The sequence below is a fragment of the Solwaraspora sp. WMMA2101 genome, from assembly GCF_049179175.1.
Taxonomy (GTDB): Bacteria; Actinomycetota; Actinomycetes; order Mycobacteriales; family Micromonosporaceae; genus Micromonospora_E.
Window position 1 is genome coordinate 4,197,561 of the sequence record NZ_JBMHMA010000006.1, and the last position, 16,671, is coordinate 4,214,231.

The 16,671-nt window shown below is 70.9% G+C and carries 18 protein-coding genes; 7 read left to right on the forward strand and 11 right to left on the reverse strand.

Annotation, left to right across the window (positions count from 1 at the left end):
- Positions 1–76 precede the first annotated feature (76 nt).
- On the forward strand, positions 77–1,270 hold the full coding sequence (locus ACN28F_RS20075; protein WP_421359168.1) for a S66 family peptidase: 1,194 nt from the start codon (positions 77–79) through the stop codon (positions 1,268–1,270).
- 78 nt (positions 1,271–1,348) lie between these two features.
- On the opposite strand, the gene ACN28F_RS20080 is transcribed toward ACN28F_RS20075, so the two are convergent.
- Both ACN28F_RS20080 and ACN28F_RS20085 read right to left on the reverse strand, forming a co-directional pair.
- Positions 1,349–2,254 carry an endonuclease domain-containing protein gene (locus ACN28F_RS20080; RefSeq protein WP_421359170.1) on the reverse strand — a complete coding sequence of 302 codons (906 nt, stop codon included), beginning with the start codon at positions 2,252–2,254 and terminating at the stop codon, positions 1,349–1,351.
- Positions 2,255–2,308: 54 nt separating this feature from the next.
- The gene (locus ACN28F_RS20085; RefSeq protein WP_289209429.1) at positions 2,309–2,533 is read right to left on the reverse strand and encodes a winged helix-turn-helix domain-containing protein; all 225 of its coding nucleotides are present in this window, start codon (positions 2,531–2,533) and stop codon (positions 2,309–2,311) included.
- A 210-nt stretch (positions 2,534–2,743) separates the two neighbouring features.
- Between ACN28F_RS20085 and ACN28F_RS20090 the strand changes: the two genes are divergently transcribed.
- The 4 genes from ACN28F_RS20090 to ACN28F_RS20105 all read left to right on the forward strand — a co-directional run bounded on the left by ACN28F_RS20090 (position 2,744) and on the right by ACN28F_RS20105 (position 8,689).
- Entirely contained in the window at positions 2,744–3,097 is a 354-nt protein-coding gene (locus tag ACN28F_RS20090) for a hypothetical protein (RefSeq protein WP_278112331.1), read from the forward strand.
- Positions 3,098–3,235: 138 nt separating this feature from the next.
- Positions 3,236–6,967: a transcription-repair coupling factor gene (mfd, locus tag ACN28F_RS20095; protein WP_421359172.1), complete on the forward strand. Its 3,732-nt coding sequence runs from the start codon at positions 3,236–3,238 to the stop codon at positions 6,965–6,967.
- Between the two features lie 13 nt (positions 6,968–6,980).
- Positions 6,981–7,682, forward strand: coding sequence for a hypothetical protein (locus ACN28F_RS20100; protein WP_289209431.1), 702 nt, complete (start codon positions 6,981–6,983; stop codon positions 7,680–7,682).
- On the forward strand, positions 7,679–8,689 hold the full coding sequence (locus tag ACN28F_RS20105) for a MazG family protein (protein WP_289209432.1): 1,011 nt from the start codon (positions 7,679–7,681) through the stop codon (positions 8,687–8,689). The genes ACN28F_RS20100 and ACN28F_RS20105 overlap by 4 nt, the downstream gene beginning before the upstream one ends.
- Here ACN28F_RS20105 and ACN28F_RS20110 read toward each other — a convergent pair.
- The 3 genes from ACN28F_RS20110 to ACN28F_RS20120 form a co-directional block, all read right to left on the reverse strand.
- The gene (locus ACN28F_RS20110; protein WP_289209433.1) at positions 8,636–9,277 is read right to left on the reverse strand and encodes a signal peptidase II; all 642 of its coding nucleotides are present in this window, start codon (positions 9,275–9,277) and stop codon (positions 8,636–8,638) included. The genes ACN28F_RS20105 and ACN28F_RS20110 overlap by 54 nt on opposite strands.
- A 43-nt stretch (positions 9,278–9,320) precedes the next feature.
- Entirely contained in the window at positions 9,321–9,830 is a 510-nt protein-coding gene (locus ACN28F_RS20115; RefSeq protein WP_289209434.1) for a DUF4760 domain-containing protein, read from the reverse strand.
- 89 nt (positions 9,831–9,919) lie between these two features.
- Positions 9,920–10,699: a DUF4184 family protein gene (locus ACN28F_RS20120; RefSeq protein WP_289209435.1), complete on the reverse strand. Its 780-nt coding sequence runs from the start codon at positions 10,697–10,699 to the stop codon at positions 9,920–9,922.
- A 191-nt stretch (positions 10,700–10,890) separates the two neighbouring features.
- On the opposite strand from ACN28F_RS20120, the gene ACN28F_RS20125 reads away from it, so the two are divergent.
- Together ACN28F_RS20125 and ACN28F_RS20130 are read left to right on the forward strand one after the other, a co-directional pair.
- Positions 10,891–11,994 (forward strand): NB-ARC domain-containing protein, encoded by a 1,104-nt coding sequence (locus tag ACN28F_RS20125; RefSeq protein ID WP_289209436.1) that lies wholly within the window; start codon positions 10,891–10,893, stop codon positions 11,992–11,994.
- A 277-nt stretch (positions 11,995–12,271) separates the two neighbouring features.
- Positions 12,272–12,487, forward strand: a complete 216-nt coding sequence (locus tag ACN28F_RS20130) for a hypothetical protein (protein WP_421359175.1) — start codon at positions 12,272–12,274, stop codon at positions 12,485–12,487.
- 13 nt (positions 12,488–12,500) lie between these two features.
- Here ACN28F_RS20130 and ACN28F_RS20135 read toward each other — a convergent pair whose 3' ends face one another.
- Genes ACN28F_RS20135 through ACN28F_RS20160 form a run of 6 tightly spaced genes read right to left on the reverse strand, consistent with a single transcriptional unit; the run spans position 12,501 to position 16,440 of the window.
- Entirely contained in the window at positions 12,501–13,214 is a 714-nt protein-coding gene (locus tag ACN28F_RS20135; protein ID WP_289209438.1) for a LysE family translocator, read from the reverse strand.
- Positions 13,215–13,224: 10 nt separating this feature from the next.
- Positions 13,225–13,563: a cupin domain-containing protein gene (locus tag ACN28F_RS20140; protein WP_289209439.1), complete on the reverse strand. Its 339-nt coding sequence runs from the start codon at positions 13,561–13,563 to the stop codon at positions 13,225–13,227.
- Positions 13,560–14,255, reverse strand: coding sequence for a 2OG-Fe dioxygenase family protein (locus tag ACN28F_RS20145; RefSeq protein WP_289209440.1), 696 nt, complete (start codon positions 14,253–14,255; stop codon positions 13,560–13,562). The genes ACN28F_RS20140 and ACN28F_RS20145 overlap by 4 nt, the downstream gene beginning before the upstream one ends.
- Before the next feature lie 32 nt (positions 14,256–14,287).
- On the reverse strand, positions 14,288–15,004 hold the full coding sequence (locus ACN28F_RS20150; protein WP_289209441.1) for an RraA family protein: 717 nt from the start codon (positions 15,002–15,004) through the stop codon (positions 14,288–14,290).
- Positions 14,997–15,905: a branched-chain amino acid transaminase gene (locus ACN28F_RS20155; RefSeq protein WP_289209442.1), complete on the reverse strand. Its 909-nt coding sequence runs from the start codon at positions 15,903–15,905 to the stop codon at positions 14,997–14,999. The genes ACN28F_RS20150 and ACN28F_RS20155 overlap by 8 nt, the downstream gene beginning before the upstream one ends.
- Positions 15,898–16,440 (reverse strand): hypothetical protein, encoded by a 543-nt coding sequence (locus ACN28F_RS20160; RefSeq protein WP_421359178.1) that lies wholly within the window; start codon positions 16,438–16,440, stop codon positions 15,898–15,900. The genes ACN28F_RS20155 and ACN28F_RS20160 overlap by 8 nt, the downstream gene beginning before the upstream one ends.
- Positions 16,441–16,671: the final 231 nt, after the last annotated feature.

The following is a 16,671-nucleotide window of genomic DNA, read 5'->3' on the forward strand; positions in this document are numbered from 1 at the left end:
TGGATGCTATCGGCGATCGCCCCGGGCGCGGGGAAACTGGTGAGTCTTGTCTCAACGATCGGCGTACCGTGCCGGAATGTCCTCTTCTGCTCCTCCGCAAGGGTCCTGCCGACGCCCAGTGTCGAAGGTGCGGCCGGGGGACCGGGTCGCGGTTCTGTCACCCTCCGCCGGGCTTGCGGCCGTCTACCCACATGTGTACGAATTAGGGCTACGTCGGCTGCGCGACCAGCTCGGCCTCGTGCCCGTGGAGTATCCCAGCACCAGGGCCGTGCACGCCTCACCGGCTGACCGCGCCGCCGACGTGACGGCCGCCTTCGCCGACCCGGACATCGCCGCCGTACTGGCCACCGTCGGCGGTGACGACCAGCTGACGGTCATCCGCCACCTCGACGACGAGGTGCTGCGGGCGAACCCGAAGCCGTTCTTCGGCTACTCCGACAACACCAACCTGCTGCACCACCTCTACCAGCTGCACGCTCAGGGGGCGGTCGCCTTCCACGGCGGCTCGGTGCTGGTGCACCTGGGCCGGCCGGGCGCGATGCACCCGCTGACTCTGGCCTCCCTACGTGCCGCCCTCTTCACCGACGACTGGTACGAACTCGTCCCCTCGCCGGACTACTCCGACGAACCGCTCGACTGGTCGGACCTGACCGCCCCTGGTGCCTTGGAGTCGGTGACACCGCCGATGACGCCGGCCACCGGCTGGCACTGGCACATCCCCACGTCCCCTGGCCCGGCGGTCATTGAGGGGCCGGTGTGGGGTGGGAACCTGGAGATCATCTCCTGGCTCGCCGCAGCAGACCGACTCGCGCCTCCTTCGCGCTTTTCCGGGCACGTCCTGCTGCTGGAGACCTCGCAGGAGCTGCCGTCGGACGTCGAGGTGTACCGCATGCTGCGCAACCTCGGTGAGCGCGGTCTGCTCGCCGCGTTCGCCGCCGTACTGGTCGGGCGGGCAAAAGCCTGGGACTTCGGCTGCCGCCGTACGCCGAGCGAGAAGGCTGCGTACGCCGCTGCCCAGCGGGCGGCCGTGCTGCGCGCCTTCACCGAGTACGGCAGCGCTGTCAGCCCTGGTGGTGTCGTGGGTGGTGCTGCTGGTACTGGTGCTGGTGCTGGTGGTGGCGCTGGTTTTGGGGTTGGCGTTGATGTTGGTGCTGGGCCGGTGATTGTGTTCGACCTTGACGTCGGGCACACCGACCCGCAGCTGATCGTCCCGATCGGCGGACTCGCCCGGATCGACGTCGCCGCCCGCCGCATCCACGTGCACTACTGACGCCCTCCGTCGCAGCGAGGGAACCTCCATTGTCGTTAAACCTGCCGGATGACGACAATGACGGTTCCCTCGAGCCGCTCAACCGACCTGTTGGGTGATGGCCTGTCGAACCAGCTCGGTGAGTTGCCCGCTTTGTCGGAGTACGTCGTCCGCAGTGAAGCGCAACGTCAGCCAGCCAGCGGCCCGCAGCGCGTTGTACCGGCTGATGTCACGGCGGAATGTAGTGCGCTCCCGATGATGGTCGCCTTCGTACTCGATCGCGATCCGCCACTGCGGGTAGGCAAGATCGACCCTGGCGATGAACCGTCCCGTCGGCAGGCGTACCTCGTACTGCGCGGTCGGGCGGGGCAGTCCGGCGTCGTGCAGCAGCAGCCGCAGCCGGGACTCCATCGGCGACTCGGTCCGTGGCTCGGCGAGTCCGACGAGCTCGCGCAGTTGAGCAATGCCACGTCCTCGAGGGTGGGCGTCCAGATAGCGGGCGAGGGCTTCGACGCGCAGCAGGCGGCGGTGCAGCATGGCGTCGAGTGCGGCGAGCGCGTCGGCGCGGGGCAGCAGCCGGACCAGGTCGAACGCGGTACGCACCTCGGTGGTCAGCGGTACGCCGCCGAACAAGACGGTGATGTCGGTCGGGCCGAGAGTGCGACGGGAGATCGCCAGCCGAGGATGCGCGGCCAGCCGGGCCGAGCGGGGCAGGGTGACGTGCACCGGGCCGCCGCCTCGGGGGTGCAGGTCGACACCCCACAGCAGCGCGGCGCTCAGTCCGCTGACCGCGCCGCTGACCGGCAACTTCACCGCCACCGCCTCGCACCACATCCGGTGGTCGTCGGCGTCGAACGCCGCCGCCTGCACGTAGACGTCGGGGAGTAGCCGTCGCCAGGTGGGCCCGCGCAACATGCCCCAGGTGACCAGGCCGGACGACACTGCTTGACTACCGGAGAACGGGGCCGACCTCAGCTCACGCGGAATCCTGGCGGCGCGGGACATCGGCAGAGCCTGCCCGACGCCGAACGCCGACCGCAGCCCCGGTCGCCGGTTACGTCACCGATCCGACTGTTCCCGTACGAAGACACCCTCGCCCTGCCTGCCTTCGATCAGACCTTCGGCCTTGAGGATCAGCAGGGCTGTCCTGACCGAGCCGTACGACACGCCGTAGTGGTCGATGAGCCTCTGCGTCGTCGGCAGTTGATCACCAGGACGCAGCTCGCCTGAATGGATCTGGTCCCGGATGGCGGAAGCCACGCGTTCGTACTTGGGCATGGACATGTCGACTGGTCTCCCTGGCTCGCACCGCCAAGTAGACCACCGAAGATCGACAGCGTCTATTACGTCGACAGTGTCGACAATGTCGACGCTCTGTCGTAACCTCGGTATTGCTCTCCTTGGCTCGCAACCGGGCAGAGCAGGTTTGTAGGCGGCCCGGGTGGAGTTGGCGCTCCAGGATCCCGGGCCTTGACCGGGAGAGGACCCCGGCCCATGAGCAATCTACCCAAACGTGCCCATCCGCCGTGGTGCCTGCGCGGCTCCGACTGCGCCACCACACCCGAGAGCCCAGCCTGGCACTCCTCCCGGCTCCTCCGAGTGCCCGCAGCCGAGCACTCCTGCGTCGACATCGCGGTCGGCCGCTGGCAGCTCGACTCTGCCCAGCTGTCCCAGGCGCTGGCGGGTGGCGTACTGCTGGAGTTCCGGCTCGGTGACGACGTCGACCAGTGGCCGGTCGACCGGGCGCAGGCACTTGCCCTGACCGGGATCATCCCGCGACTGCTGCGCGGCGACGCGGCAACACCACTGCGCGGCGACGGGGCAACCCCGTACCGGTGGGCCGCCTGACCTCGGCGCAGCGGGCGGGGCGGATAGGCTGGTAGGCCTGACCCCCCGCCCGGACCGGGCGCGGGGTTGTCGTCGCGTGTGCGCCCCGGGCGTGCACCGCCGCACAGCAAGGCGTATCCCACCGCGAAGGTTGTGATCATGACCGCGCTCGCCGGCCTGCTCAGCGCCGCTCTCGCCGATCCCGCCCTGGCCCGGGTACGGGACCTGGCCAAGGTTGCCACGCCAGACAAGGACGGGCTGGACGTCACTGCGCCGCCGGCGCTGCGCCCGTTCACGGTCGCGGCGGTGGCGGCACAAACAACCGCCGGCGGGGCGGGACGGCCGGTGCTGGCGGTCACCGCGACCAGCCGGGAGGCCGACGACCTGGCCGCCGCCCTCGGTGACCTGCTGCCGGCCGGTCAGGTGGCGGTCTTCCCCAGCTGGGAGACGTTGCCGCACGAGCGGCTGTCACCACGTTCGGACACCGTCGGGCGGCGGCTCGCCGTGCTGCGCCGGCTGGCGCACCCCGACGCCGACACCGGCCCGACGGCCAGCGGTGACGCCACCGGGCAAGGGCCGCTGCGGGTGGTCGTGGCACCGGTCCGCTCGGTACTGCAGCCGCAGCTCAAAGGGCTCGGCGACCTGGCGCCCGTCCAGCTGAGCCCGGGCGGCGAGGCCAGCCTGGAGGAGACCGTCGACCGGCTGGTCGGCATGGCGTACGCGCGGGTCGACCTGGTCACCAAGCGCGGTGAGTTCGCGGTACGCGGCGGCATCCTGGACGTGTTCCCGCCGACCGACGAGCACCCGTCCCGGGTCGAGTTCTGGGGCGACGACGTCGAGGAGATCCGTACCTTCGCCGTCGCCGACCAGCGCACCATCGAAGCCGTCGACCAGCTGTGGGCGCCGCCGTGCCGGGAGTTGCTGCTCACCGAGCCGGTGCGGCGGCGGGCCGCCGAGCTGGCGCAGCAGCACCCCGAACTCGGTGAGATCCTGGACAAGCTGGCCGAGGGCATCCCGGTCGAAGGCATGGAGTCCCTCGCCCCGGCCCTGCTCGACGGCACCGACAGCATGGAGCTGCTGCTGCACTGCATGCCGGCCGACACCCACGTACTGCTCTGCGACCCGGAGCGGATCCGCACCCGGGCGCACGATCTGGTCCGTACCTCGGCGGAGTTTCTCGAAGCCAGCTGGGCTGCGGCCGCCGTCGGTGGCCAGGCCCCGATCGACCTGGGCGCGGCCGCCTTCCGCACCCTGGCCGAGGTACGCGCGGTGGCCGCCACGCTGGACCAGCCGTGGTGGACGCTGTCCCCGTTCGGCCTGGCCGAAGCCGACGCCGGAGCCGACGCCGCGACCGACACCGCAGGCGTGCAGCCGTGGGAGGACGCACCGGCTCCGGTGAGCGTGAGTCCGGACGCCGGGGACGCGGTGGCGTTGGCCGCCGTCCCGGCGCCGCTGTACCACGGGGAGACCGCGCGGGTCGTCGACGACCTGTTGCGCTGGACCGGGGACGGTTGGTCGGTGGTGCTGGTCTTCGAGGGGCACGGGCCGGCGCAGCGCTCGGTCAGTGTGCTGCGTGACGCCGGGCTCGGCGCGACCCTCACCGACACCGTGCCGGACGCGCCGAAAGCCGGTGAGCTGATCGTCACCTGCGGCCGGGTCGGCAACGGTTTCCTCGCCGAACGGGCCCGGCTGGCGATCGTCACCGGCGCCGACATCAGCGGCGGCCGGGGCGCGTCCACCAAGGACATGCGGAAGATGCCGAGCCGTCGGCGCAACACCATCGACCCGTTGGAGCTGCGCGCCGGCGACCACGTGGTGCACGAGCAGCACGGCATCGGCCGCTACGTCGAGCTGGTGCAACGCAAGGTCAACGGCGCCGACCGGGAGTACCTGGTCATCGAGTACGCCCCGGCGAAGCGTGGCCAGCCCGGTGACCGGCTGTTCGTGCCGACCGACCAGCTCGACCAGTTGTCCCGCTACGTCGGCGGTGAGCAGCCGACGCTGCACAAGATGGGCGGCTCGGAGTGGCAGAAGGCCAAGGCGCGGGCCCGCAAGGCGGTCCGGGAGATCGCCGCCCAGCTGATCCAGTTGTACGCGGCCCGCAAGGCCGCCAAGGGGCACGCCTTCGGGCCGGACACCCCGTGGCAGCGGGAGCTGGAGGACGCCTTCCCGTACACCGAGACGCCGGACCAGTTGGCGGCGATCGACGAGGTCAAGGGCGACATGCAGCAGTCGACCCCGATGGACCGGCTGATCTGCGGCGACGTCGGTTACGGCAAGACCGAGATCGCGGTACGGGCGGCGTTCAAGGCGGTGCAGGACGGTAAGCAGGTGGCGGTGCTGGTGCCGACGACGCTGCTCGCCCAGCAGCACTACAACACGTTCGCCGAGCGGATGGCCCAGTTCCCGGTGCAGATCCGGCAGCTGTCGCGGTTCCAGACCGCGAAGGAGACCGAGCAGACGCTGCACGCTGCCGCCGACGGCACCGCCGACATCGTCATCGGCACCCACCGGCTGCTGCAGTCGGCCACCCGCTTCAAGCAGTTGGGGCTGGTGATCGTCGACGAGGAGCAGCGGTTCGGGGTGGAGCACAAGGAGCACCTGAAGTCGCTGCGTACCTCGGTCGACGTGCTGACCATGTCGGCGACGCCGATCCCCCGGACCCTGGAGATGGCGATCACCGGCATCCGGGAGATGTCGACGATCGCCACCCCGCCGGAGGAGCGTCACCCGGTGCTGACCGCCGTCGGCGCGTACGACGACAAGCAGGTCGCCGCCGCGATCCACCGCGAGCTGCTCCGCGACGGCCAGGTCTTCTACCTGCACAACCGGGTCGAGTCGATCGACAAGGCGGCGCGGCGGCTGCGCGAGCTGGTGCCGGAGGCGCGGGTCGCGGTGGCGCACGGCCAGATGGGTGAGGACGCCCTGGAGAAGGTGATGGTCGGCTTCTGGGAGAAGGAGTTCGACGTTCTGGTCTGCACCACGATCGTCGAGTCGGGCATCGACATCCCGAACGCGAACACGCTGATCGTGGAGCGGGCCGACCTGCTCGGCCTGGCCCAGCTGCACCAGATCCGGGGCCGGGTCGGCCGGGGCCGGGAGCGGGCGTACGCGTACTTCCTCTACCCACGGGAGAAGCCGCTGACCGAGCACGCCCACGAGCGGCTGGCCACCATCGCCCAGCACACCGAGCTGGGGGCCGGGATGTACGTGGCGATGAAGGACCTGGAGATCCGGGGCGCCGGCAACCTGCTCGGCGGCGAACAGTCCGGCCACATCGAAGGTGTCGGCTTCGACCTGTACGTGCGGATGGTCGGCGAGGCGGTGCAGAACTTCAAGGGGGAGACGCCCGACGACGCCGAAACCGCCGAGGTCAAGGTCGACCTGCCGGTGGACGCGCACCTGCCGCACGACTACATCGGGGTGGAACGGCTGCGTCTGGAGATGTACCGCAAACTCGCCGGGGCCCGTGACGCCGCCGCCCTGCAGGAGATCGTCGCCGAGATGACCGACCGGTACGGCGAACCACCGGAGCAGGTCGGCAACCTGGTGGCGGTGGCCCGGTTCCGGCTGCTGGCCAAGGCGTACGGGCTGACCGACGTGTCGATGCAGGGCAAGCATGTCCGGTTCGCCCCGCTGGTGCTGCCCGACTCGAAGCAGCTGCGGCTCAAGCGCTACCACCCGGACGCGGTCTACAAGTCGGCCGCCGACCAGGTCAGCGTGCCCCGGCCGACGACCCGGCGGATCGGCGGGGACCCGCTGCGCGACCAGGCGCTGCTGGACTGGTGTGCCCAGCTGCTGCGCGATCTGCTCGGCGATCCGCCGACCACGGGTGGCGTACCGTCGACGGACAGTGCCCGGGTCGGTGCACCGGCCGGCAGGGGTGCGTGAGAGAGTGTCGACCATGCAGCGTGTCCGTCGCCTGGCGTCGATCACCGTCATTGCCCTGGTCGGGGTCGCCGCACTGTCCGCCTGCCGGGCGCAGCCCGGGGTCGCCGCCTACGTCGGCGACGAGCAGTACACCGAGGAGCAGGTGACCCGCCTGGTCGACGAGCTGACCGAGCAGCTCGGCGGCGACGGTGCCGCCCAGGAGGGTGCCCCGCCGGCGCCGACCCGCCAGCAGATCGTCAGCGCCCTGGTGCTGGCCGACGTCTGCGAACAGCTGGACGTGCCGGCCGGCGGTCAGCAGATCTCCGCAGAGCAGTACGGCCAGCAGTTCGGCCTGCCGGCCGACTCGGCGTACGTGCAGGCGTCGGCGCAGGCGTGGACCTGCGTCTCCGGGCTGCAGACCGGCGGCGGGCAGGTGGCGCCGACGCAGGAGGAGCTGCAGGAGCTGGTCGACCGTGGTCGGGCCGCCGGGGTGATCCCGGCCGAGGTCACCGACGAGGAGGCCGCCAGCCAGCTCGACGGTGACCAGCTGCGCTCGTCACTGGCCGCCCGCGATGCGATCGCCGAGGCGGCCGCCGAGCAGGACGTGTCGGTGAACCCGCGCTACCGTCCGCTGGAGTTCCCGGTGCTCAGCTTCCAGTCCGCCCAGGGCAACGTGGTCGCGGTCGGCATCCCGCTGGGCGACACCGACTCGGGCACGGTCAGCGAACGGCAGTGACCGCCCGGGTCGTCCTGCTGGTCACCTCGCCCCGGCTGCCGGCCGGGCTGCTCACGGCACAGGCGTGGGACACCGTACGCCGGTTTCCGGTCTTCGCCGGTGCGGACAGCGAGTTGACCACGGCGATCAGCGTCGCCGGTGGCTCGCCGGTGACCGCCCCGACGCCGGAGCCAGCCGAGGAGACGTTGCTGGCGGCGGCCGCCGCGCACGGCACCGCCGTCTGGCTGGCCGGCCCGACCGGTGACGAGGACCTGGCCCGCCGGCTGGGGCTGCGGCTGGCCCGCGAGCCCGGCCTGGCCGAGCTGGAGTTGATGTACGGCTCCTGGGATCCGCCCGGGGCCCGGCTGCTCGACGCCGTCGAGGTGATGGACCGCCTCGCCTCACCCGGCGGCGACCCGTGGAAGCGGCAGCAGACCCACGACTCGCTGGCGCGGTATCTGCTGGAGGAGAGCTACGAGGCGTACGACGCGATCGCCGCCGGTGACCTGCCGGCGCTGCGTGACGAGCTGGGTGACGTGCTGCTGCAGGTGGTGCTGCACGCCCGGCTCGCCCAGGAGCTGCCCGAGGGGGAACGCTGGGACGTCGACGACGTAGCCGGCGGGCTGGTGGCGAAGATGATCCGCCGCAACCCGCACGTCTTCGCCGGTGTGCCGGTCGACGGTGTGGAAGAGATCGTCGACAACTGGGAGCAGATCAAGGCCGCCGAACGGGCCGCCGCAGGTGCCGCTTCCGGTTCCGGCGCCGGTGACGCCCCGTCACCGATGGACGGGATCGTGTACGCCCAGCCGGCGTTGTCGCTGGCCGACAAGGTGCTGCAACGGGCCGGGCGGGCCGGGGTCGACGTACCGCTGCCGGAGCCGGACGCGGCCGAAGACCCGTCGGCGCGGCTCGGTGCGCAGCTGCTCGCGCTGGTCGCGCAGGCCCGGGCCGACGGCCTGGACGCCGAAGGGGCGTTACGCCGGGCCACCCTGGCGTACGTCGCCGCCGTCCGCACCGCCGCCGGCTGACGACTCCGCCGCCGCTGACTTCTCGGCGGGGTCGGGGCGCAGCCGGATGCCGCGCAGCTCCAGGGTCAGGAAGGTGACGACCCCGAAGAAGAGCGCGATGTCGGCGACGTTGCCGATGAACCAGTCGAAGTACGCGATGAAGTCGACGACGTGGCCCTGCCCGAACGACGGCTCGCGGAACAGCCGGTCCAGCAGGTGGGTGAACGCCCCGCCGAGCACCAGGCCGAGGGCCACCGCCCAGGCGCGGGAGCGGGCCCGCGCGGCGAACCAGGCGGTGACGCCGACCCCGATCGCGGCGGCGATCGTGAACACCCAGGTGGTGTTCTCGCCCATCGAGAACGCCGCACCCGGGTTGTAGATCAACTGGATGCCGAGGGCGTCGCCGATCAGCGGGGTCCGTTCGCCCCGGGTCAGCGTCGCCTCCGCCCACATCTTCGTCAGCTGGTCGACGACGAGCACCGTGGCGGCGATGCCGAAGGCGAGCCACGGGGCGCGGCGGGTCCACCGCTGCTGGCGGGGCGCGCGTGCCGCCGTACCGCCGTCGGTCGGTTCGTGGATGGTCTCGTCGGTGCCGGCCTGCTCGCTCATGATCGGTGATTCTCCCACCGCCGCCTGCTTGCCGGGACTCTGGTCAGGGCGCGGTGTAGTGGCGGAGCCCGAGCTTGGTGTAGACGGCGGCCGGCGGGGTACGGGCGACGCGACCGGCGAGGTCCTCGAGGTACCGCCAGGCCCCCGCACCGGTCTTGGCCCGCTCGGCGAGGACGAAGGGGGCGACGGACTCCCAGACCCGCCGGATGGCGGTGCCGTTCGACCCGATGATCAGTTTCTCGTCGACGATGCCGTGCGCGACCAGCTTCCCGAGGTCGTCGTAGCGGCCGGCGACCATCCGGACCCGCGTCCGTATCCGGCCTGGCAGTTCGGAGTACGCCACCGGCGGGTCGTACTCCTGGTTCAGCCGGTCGAGGATGTATTCGCGGGCGTCGAAGAACTCCTCGGTCCGGAACTGGTCGAAGATCTCCAGCACGACCGGTAGCGCGTAGCCGGCGGACGCTGTGCGGTTCTGCCGGACGGCGAGCACCACGGAGACGGTGAGCGAGGCGACCGAGAGCACGATCGCCGCGAGATTGGTAAGGGTCTCCACCGGCACTACTCAAGCCTACGTGGACGGTGCAACCGACCTGCCGGACCGGGCCGCTCGGGCACCTGTCCACAACGGCCGACCTGGGAGGCTCACGTCGAAGGCGTGTCCCGGTGGCGGAGGAGCCGTACGGCGCGAGGCAACGCGGCGGTGGCAGCGAGGACGATCACGGTCGCCAGACCTGCGCCGCCGGCATAGGTGACGGCCAGGAACACCATGCGCTGCGGCGTCTGGGCGCCAGCGGCGGCCAGGGCGAGACCACCGGCGGCGGCGAGCCCGATCGTCGTCCACGCGGACACGACGAGCAGCCGACCGGCCGGCGGCGGTCGCGTGGCTGCGGATCTGGCCGCAGGCGGCTGCGTACGCCACCATCGGACCAGCCAGACCGCGACGACGGCCGCGCCGACGACGCTGCTCACCCGCTGCGCCCAGCGATAGCCGGCCGTGCCGAAGTGCGATTCGGCCAGCCAGTCGATGTGCGTGGCACCCCACATGCCGTCGTGGGTGAACGAGTCCCACAGCACATGGGTCGACGCCCCGAGCGCGAGCGAAGCAACCAGCATCGCCACCCGGTGCGCCGACCTCGGCCGCCGGGGCGCGGGCGGCGGCAGGCGCTCGCGGAGCGGGGCCGGCGAGATGACAGTCAGGAAGTGGACCAGCAGCCCGTGCCACACGGCGACCGCCAGCAGACCCAGGATCACGTCGACGGTGAGGACACCGACGAGCGAGTGGGTCAGTGTCGCGTCCACCGGCAGCGGCAGGAAGTAGGGCAGGTCGGGGACCATGCTCCCGATCACCAGGGCCGAGGGGACCAGCCACGCCGTCCGGGTCAGCGGCAGTACCGCCGCGACGTGGCTACCCGTGAACGGCATCGCGCCTCGCCTTCTGACCACTCTGGCAGCCGTCGACCAGGTTGGCCGTACACCCTGCCGCCACGCTGCGGGACACTACAGGGACGTGTTGCCGGAGGGCATTCCTGATCCACTTCGCGACAGCGGACAGCACTGCGGCGGGTGGCGGCGAGCTGCGCGTGGCGGCGAGCTGTTGGTCTAGCATGTGCCGCGTGTCGGCGGAGCACGATCGGGGCGGGTTCGGGCAGCTCGTCAGCTCGCTGAGGGTCGCCGCCGGCCTGACCCAGGAGGAGCTGGCCGAACGGACCGGGCTCAGCGTACGGGCCGTCAGTGACCTCGAGCGCAACCGCGTCGCCCGACCCCGTCGGGCGACGCTCACCCGGTTGGCGGCCGCGTTCGGGCTCACCGAGGAAGAGCTGCGGCGGTTCCGGTCCGTCGCCCGGCCCGGCACCGGACCCGGGGTACGGCAGCCACTGTCGGTGCGGCCGGCGCAGTTGCCGATGGACATTCCCGATTTCGTCGGCAGGTCGGCACTTGTCGACGAGATCAGCGCGGCACTGGCCACCGCCGGCACGTCCGGCAGCCCGGTCGTGTACGCCTTCTCCGGCCCGCCGGGCGTCGGTAAGTGCACGCTCGCCGTGCACGTCGCGCACCGGGTACGGGGGCATTTCCCGGACGGGCAGATCTTCGCTGACCTCGGTGGCGTCGCCGCGACCGGTCCGGTGACCGTCGGCACGTTGACCGCCGCCGTACTGCGCGCGTTCGGGGTCACCGGCCGGGAGTTGCCCGACGAGACGGCGGAACGGGTCGGCCTGCTTCGCTCCGTCCTGGCCGACCGGCGGGTGCTGCTGGTCCTCGACGACGCTGCGGCCGAGGAACAGGTCCGTGCGGTGCTGCCCGGCACCGCCGGTGGCGCGCTGCTGGTCACCAGCCGGCATCCGCTGGCCGGGCTGGCCGGCGCGCGATTCGTCACCGTCGGGGTGCTGTCCCCGGCGGAGTCGCTGGCGCTGCTGGGCGCGATCACCGGGGTGCGGCGGGTGTCGACCGACGCCGCCGCGCGAGATCTGACACAACACTGTGGACATCTGCCGCTCGCGGTACGGGTGGTCGGTGCCCGGCTGGCGGTGCAGCCCGGCGCACCGATTGGCAGGGTGTGTGACCAGCTCGCGGTGGAGTCGCGGCGGCTCGACGGCCTCACCGCCGGCGACCTCGGGGTACGGGCGAGCATCTCACTCAGCGTCGACCTGCTTCCGGTGGCCGCCCGCCGGGCGTTGCCGCTGCTGACGCTGCTCGACGCGCCGACGCTGACCCGGTGATCGGCGGCAGCGGTGCTGGACACCGACCCGTCGGACGCCCTCGACGCCCTGGTGCGGGCCAGCCTGCTCGACGCGATGCCCGCCGGGGACGACGTCGGCGGCGGCCGGGCCGGCTACCGGTCCACGATCTGATCCGGGCGTACGGGCGGGAGACGGCGGCCGAGCTGGACGCCGGGGTGCGGGCCGCCGCCGTCCGCCGGGGCGTCCGGGCGTACGCGGCGATAGCCGATACCGTCAGCACGCACATGCCCGGCGACACGCTGCGGACGCCCCGGCGATGCCGACCGCACTGGTCGACGCTGCCGCCGATCCGGCGTTGGCGGCTGACCCGCTGGGCTGGTTCGACGACAACCGGCCGGGGCTGCTCGCCGCCATCGGGCAGGGGCTGGCGAGCCGGGCCAGGACCTTCACCTTCACCGTCAAGGTGATCGACGCGAACGGGATCACCGCGACCCGGACCGTCTCGATCACCACCAGCCGCCATCAGCCGTGACCGCCGCTGCCAGTCACAGAATGATGGTCAGGACCGAGGCGGCGAGCAGCACGCCGGCCACGACGTTGAACGCCCGGATCCGCTGTGGCCGGTCCAGGAACGATCCGATGCCCTGGCCGAGCAGTGCCCAGGCGCTGTTCGCGAACAGGTTGACGATCGTGAACAGCAGGCAGAGCAGGACGAAGCCGCCCCAGCCGGGAAACGACGGCTGGAAGGTCACGACGGTGGACAGCGCCATCGCCCAGGCTTTGGGGTTGGCGAACTGCAGCACCAGCATGTGCAGGAACCCGACCTGCCAGCCGGGGGCGGCGGCCGCCTGCCGGCGGACGGTCCGGGCGGAGCCGGTGTCGCCGGTCGGCGCCGCCGGATGGTCCGCTGCGGCCTCCTGCCCCGCCGCTGGCACCCGGGCGTCCCGACCGTCGTCGTCGGACGGCATGACGAGAACGCCCGGGGCGGTCGCGAGTTTCCACGCGAGATACAGCAGGTATGCGCCGCCGACCAGTTTGAGGACGAGGACCAGCCGGTCGTTGCCGGTCAGTACGGCGGCCGCGCCGGTCGCGCTGATGAGCAGCAGGACGAGGAATCCGACCGAGACGCCGAGAATGGCCGGTACGGAGCGGACGAAGCCCCGGCTGGACCCGGACGCCGCCATGAGCAGGTTGTTCGGCCCCGGCGACAGGGAAGCGGAGACGGCGAACACCAGGAACGCGAGGATGGCGGCGGTCATCTGCGTCAGCCTAGAGCCGGTAGTCCTCGCGGACCGGATGGAACACGTCGATGCAGTACACATCGGTGTGTGCGAGCGCCGAATGTGGAACGCCGCCGGGAATGACGACGGTGTCTCCCGGGCCCATCATGAAGGTCTGGTCGCCGACGCGCATCTCGAAGCTGCCCCGGATGCAGTTGACCATCTGCTCGTGCGGGTGGTCGTGCAGCGGGACCTCGGCGCCGGCGACCGCCGTCCAGTGCGCCACGGTCAGGTGCTCGCCGTGCACGAACCGGCCGTGGTAGCCGGGGATGACTTCGCTGCCCGGGCCGGTCGAGGCCGGCGCGAACCATTCGTGGACCGTGGTCACGATGACTTACCTTTCTGCGATTGCGCGACGACCTTGCCGTGCTCCAGCGTCTTGCTGTGGTCCGGGAAGGTCAGGATGATCACGTCCCGGTAGGCGTCTGCGGCGTTGCCGGAGGGAACCAGCGGCGAGACGTCGTGCAGCACCAGTCGGTCGTCGAAGGTGACCATCTCACCGTCGCGGAGGACCACCTCGTCGACGATCCGTTCCTCGGTGGCCGCGTCCCATACGGTCGTGCGGGCACAGTCGTCGATGATGCCGTGCCGCTTCGCCACGAACACGGCCACGTACTCGTAGCCGTCGCGGTGGCGGCCCTCCGGCACCGGCGACCCGTCGCCGACGGTACGGATCTGGTGCGCGGAGAACTCGGTCACCGGCACCGGCACCAGCGACAGCCAGTGGTCGATGAAGGCGCGGAAGGCCGAGCTCGTCTGCACCCACGCCGGCATGTCCGGGTACGTCCGGACGATGCCGCCGTACTGCTCCAGGGGGTTGATGTCGGAACTCTGGTAGAGGTCGACCCGGTCGAGCAGCACCAGCCGGTCGGGTTCGTACCGGAAGCGGGACTGGGTACGGTGCCGGACGCCGACCTTCAGGTACGGGTCGCGCGGAATGCCGTCGAAGGTCCGTTGCAGTTCGGCCAGGTCCACGTCGGGCCTGGTTATCTCGACCAGGCTCGTCGTCGTCTTTTCCATCCGTCATCTCCTTGGTGAGCTCGCTGGTGCGGTCAGATCCGGCCGAGCGAGTCGACGATGTCCGGCAGGCGCTCACCCGCCGCGATCCGGTCGAGGATGCCCCGCTCCGTCGATTCGATCTCGCCGGCGACGGCCAGGACCTCGGCCAGCCGGTCGGCCGGCACGACCACGACCCCGTTGTCGTCGGCGAACACCCAGTCGCCGTGGCGGACCACCACGTTCGCCACCAGGCATTCACCGCCGGTCGAGGCGATCCGGTAGCTGCCCTGGGTGTCCACCGGCACATAGCCGGTCGCCAGCACCGGGGTGGTCAGCCGGCCCACGACGTCCCGGTCCCGGACCGCACCGCCCAGCACGATGCCCTCGAAACGGAGCTGTTCGGCGAGGTACGTGCAGGACAGGCCGCCGGCGAGGGCCGCGTCGCGGATCAGTGCACCGGAGCCGGCCACGTAGACCCGGCCGGAGCCGTCGGTCACCTCGGGCACGAGGAAGTCGCGTACCTGGGTCCAGGTGCTCGGACCGGCGGCGGTGATGTGGCGGCCCTTGCGGTTGGGCACCCATTCGACCGGGTACGCCGCGCCGTGGAACAGCCCGGACGCTCCGGCCACCCGGCGGATGTCGACATCGAGGACCGCGTTCGCGATGCCGAGGCCGTCGAGGACGTCGGAGACGGTGCAGGTGGTGATGCCCGCGGCCTTGACGATCCGGTCGACTGAACGGTGCTGGTCGACGACAGCGTCATCAGACATGGATCGGTTCCTCCGTCGGTCGGGCGTGACTGCCGGTCACCAGTTCGCGGTACGCCGTGGCGAGCAGCCGGGTGACCGGCCCTGGCCGGCCCTCGTCCCCGAGTACGTGGTCGTCGATCCGGCCGACCGGCCGTACCTCGCCGGCGGTGCTGGTGAGGAATACCTCGTCGGCGTCGCCGAGTCGACCGGGTGGCAGTTCCTCGGCGGTGACGGCGATGCCGGCGTGCCGGGCCAGTTCGATCACGGTGGCGCGGGTGATCCCGGGCAGGCAGCTTTCGGCCGGCGGGGTGACCAGCCGGCCGTCGATCACCGCGAACAGGTTCTGCGCGGTGGTCTCGGAGATCATGCCCTGCGCGTCGAGCAGCACCGCGTCGTCGAACCCCAGGCGCCGGGCCCGCAGGAAGGCGATCTTCGACGCCAGGTAGGAGCCGGTCGCCTTGGCCTGGAGCGGGAACGCCTCGCCGGAGGGCTTGCGGATCGGCGAGACGGTGAGGCTGATGCCGGTCGGCTGGGCCGCCGGTGGACGCCATGGCCAGGCCAGGACCGCCAGATGGACGGGCACGCCGGTGTCGGTGAGCCCGGCCAGCCCGTCACCGAGGTACGCGATCGGCCGGACGTACCCCTCGGTGATGCCGTTGGCCGCCAGGACCTGATGGTGTGCCGCGGTGACCGTGTCCGCGTCGAAGGGGATCTCCAGCCCGATGTGCTCGGCTGACCGGTAGAGCCGCCGTACGTGGTCGGCGAGCCGGAAAACGTGTGGTCCGTCGGGGTGGGCGTAGACCCGGAGTCCCTCGAAGACCCCGAAGCCGTAGTGCAGGGAGTGGTTCCACAACGACAGGCCGACATCCGAGGCGTTGTGCAGCCGGCCGTCGAGCCATACGGTCCCGGTCAGGTCAGACATCGCATTCCCGGGGTGCGTGCAGGCTGAACCCCATCGGCACCGGTCCGAAGTCGGCCCGTATGTCCAACCGGTGGTGTTGGGCTGCGGGTAGGGTGGTTATGCAGGCATCGGTGCTTCCGGCCGAGCAGATCGCGGCAGCCTCTGAATTGCTGTTGACGAGGACGATCTCGACGTCCCGGCCGTCGAGGAGATTGACCGGAGCAGGATGGCTGGCGACGGTCCGCCAGGCGGTGTCGGGGCGACCTGCGAACACCATGTTGTGGGTGGGGAAGACGAAGCAGTCCCGCATGGTCAGCATCGTCAGGTTCTTGAACACGATTTCGTGCAGGTGCGGGTAGACCACGCAGGCGAGCAGCGCGCTCGACTCGGGTTCGGCCAGTACGTCCAGTACGGCGCGCTCCAGTGTGGGATGCAGCACGACCGCGCCGTCCGGCAGTCCCCGCTGCTGGAGCCAGTGGTGCGCGGCTGCCTCGCAATTGGTGCCTGACGGTCCGAGTGTGTGAACGCGCAGCGATTTTGTCGCGAGAAGCGGCATCGGCGGAGTTGTCCCTCCTGTGCATCAAATCGCATCGGGATGAACGGGCGTTCATAGCTGATGTTGATCTGGTGGGCATGCGGCGACGTGCCGATCAATTTTGCTTATCTCGCTGCCGTGGAGATCCTAAAGAACAACTAAGATCGTCATCAATACATGTGATCTTCATCACTCGTTGTCTGGCAGAATTTTGGCAGATCGATGTCGATTTCACTCCGACGACACATCGTC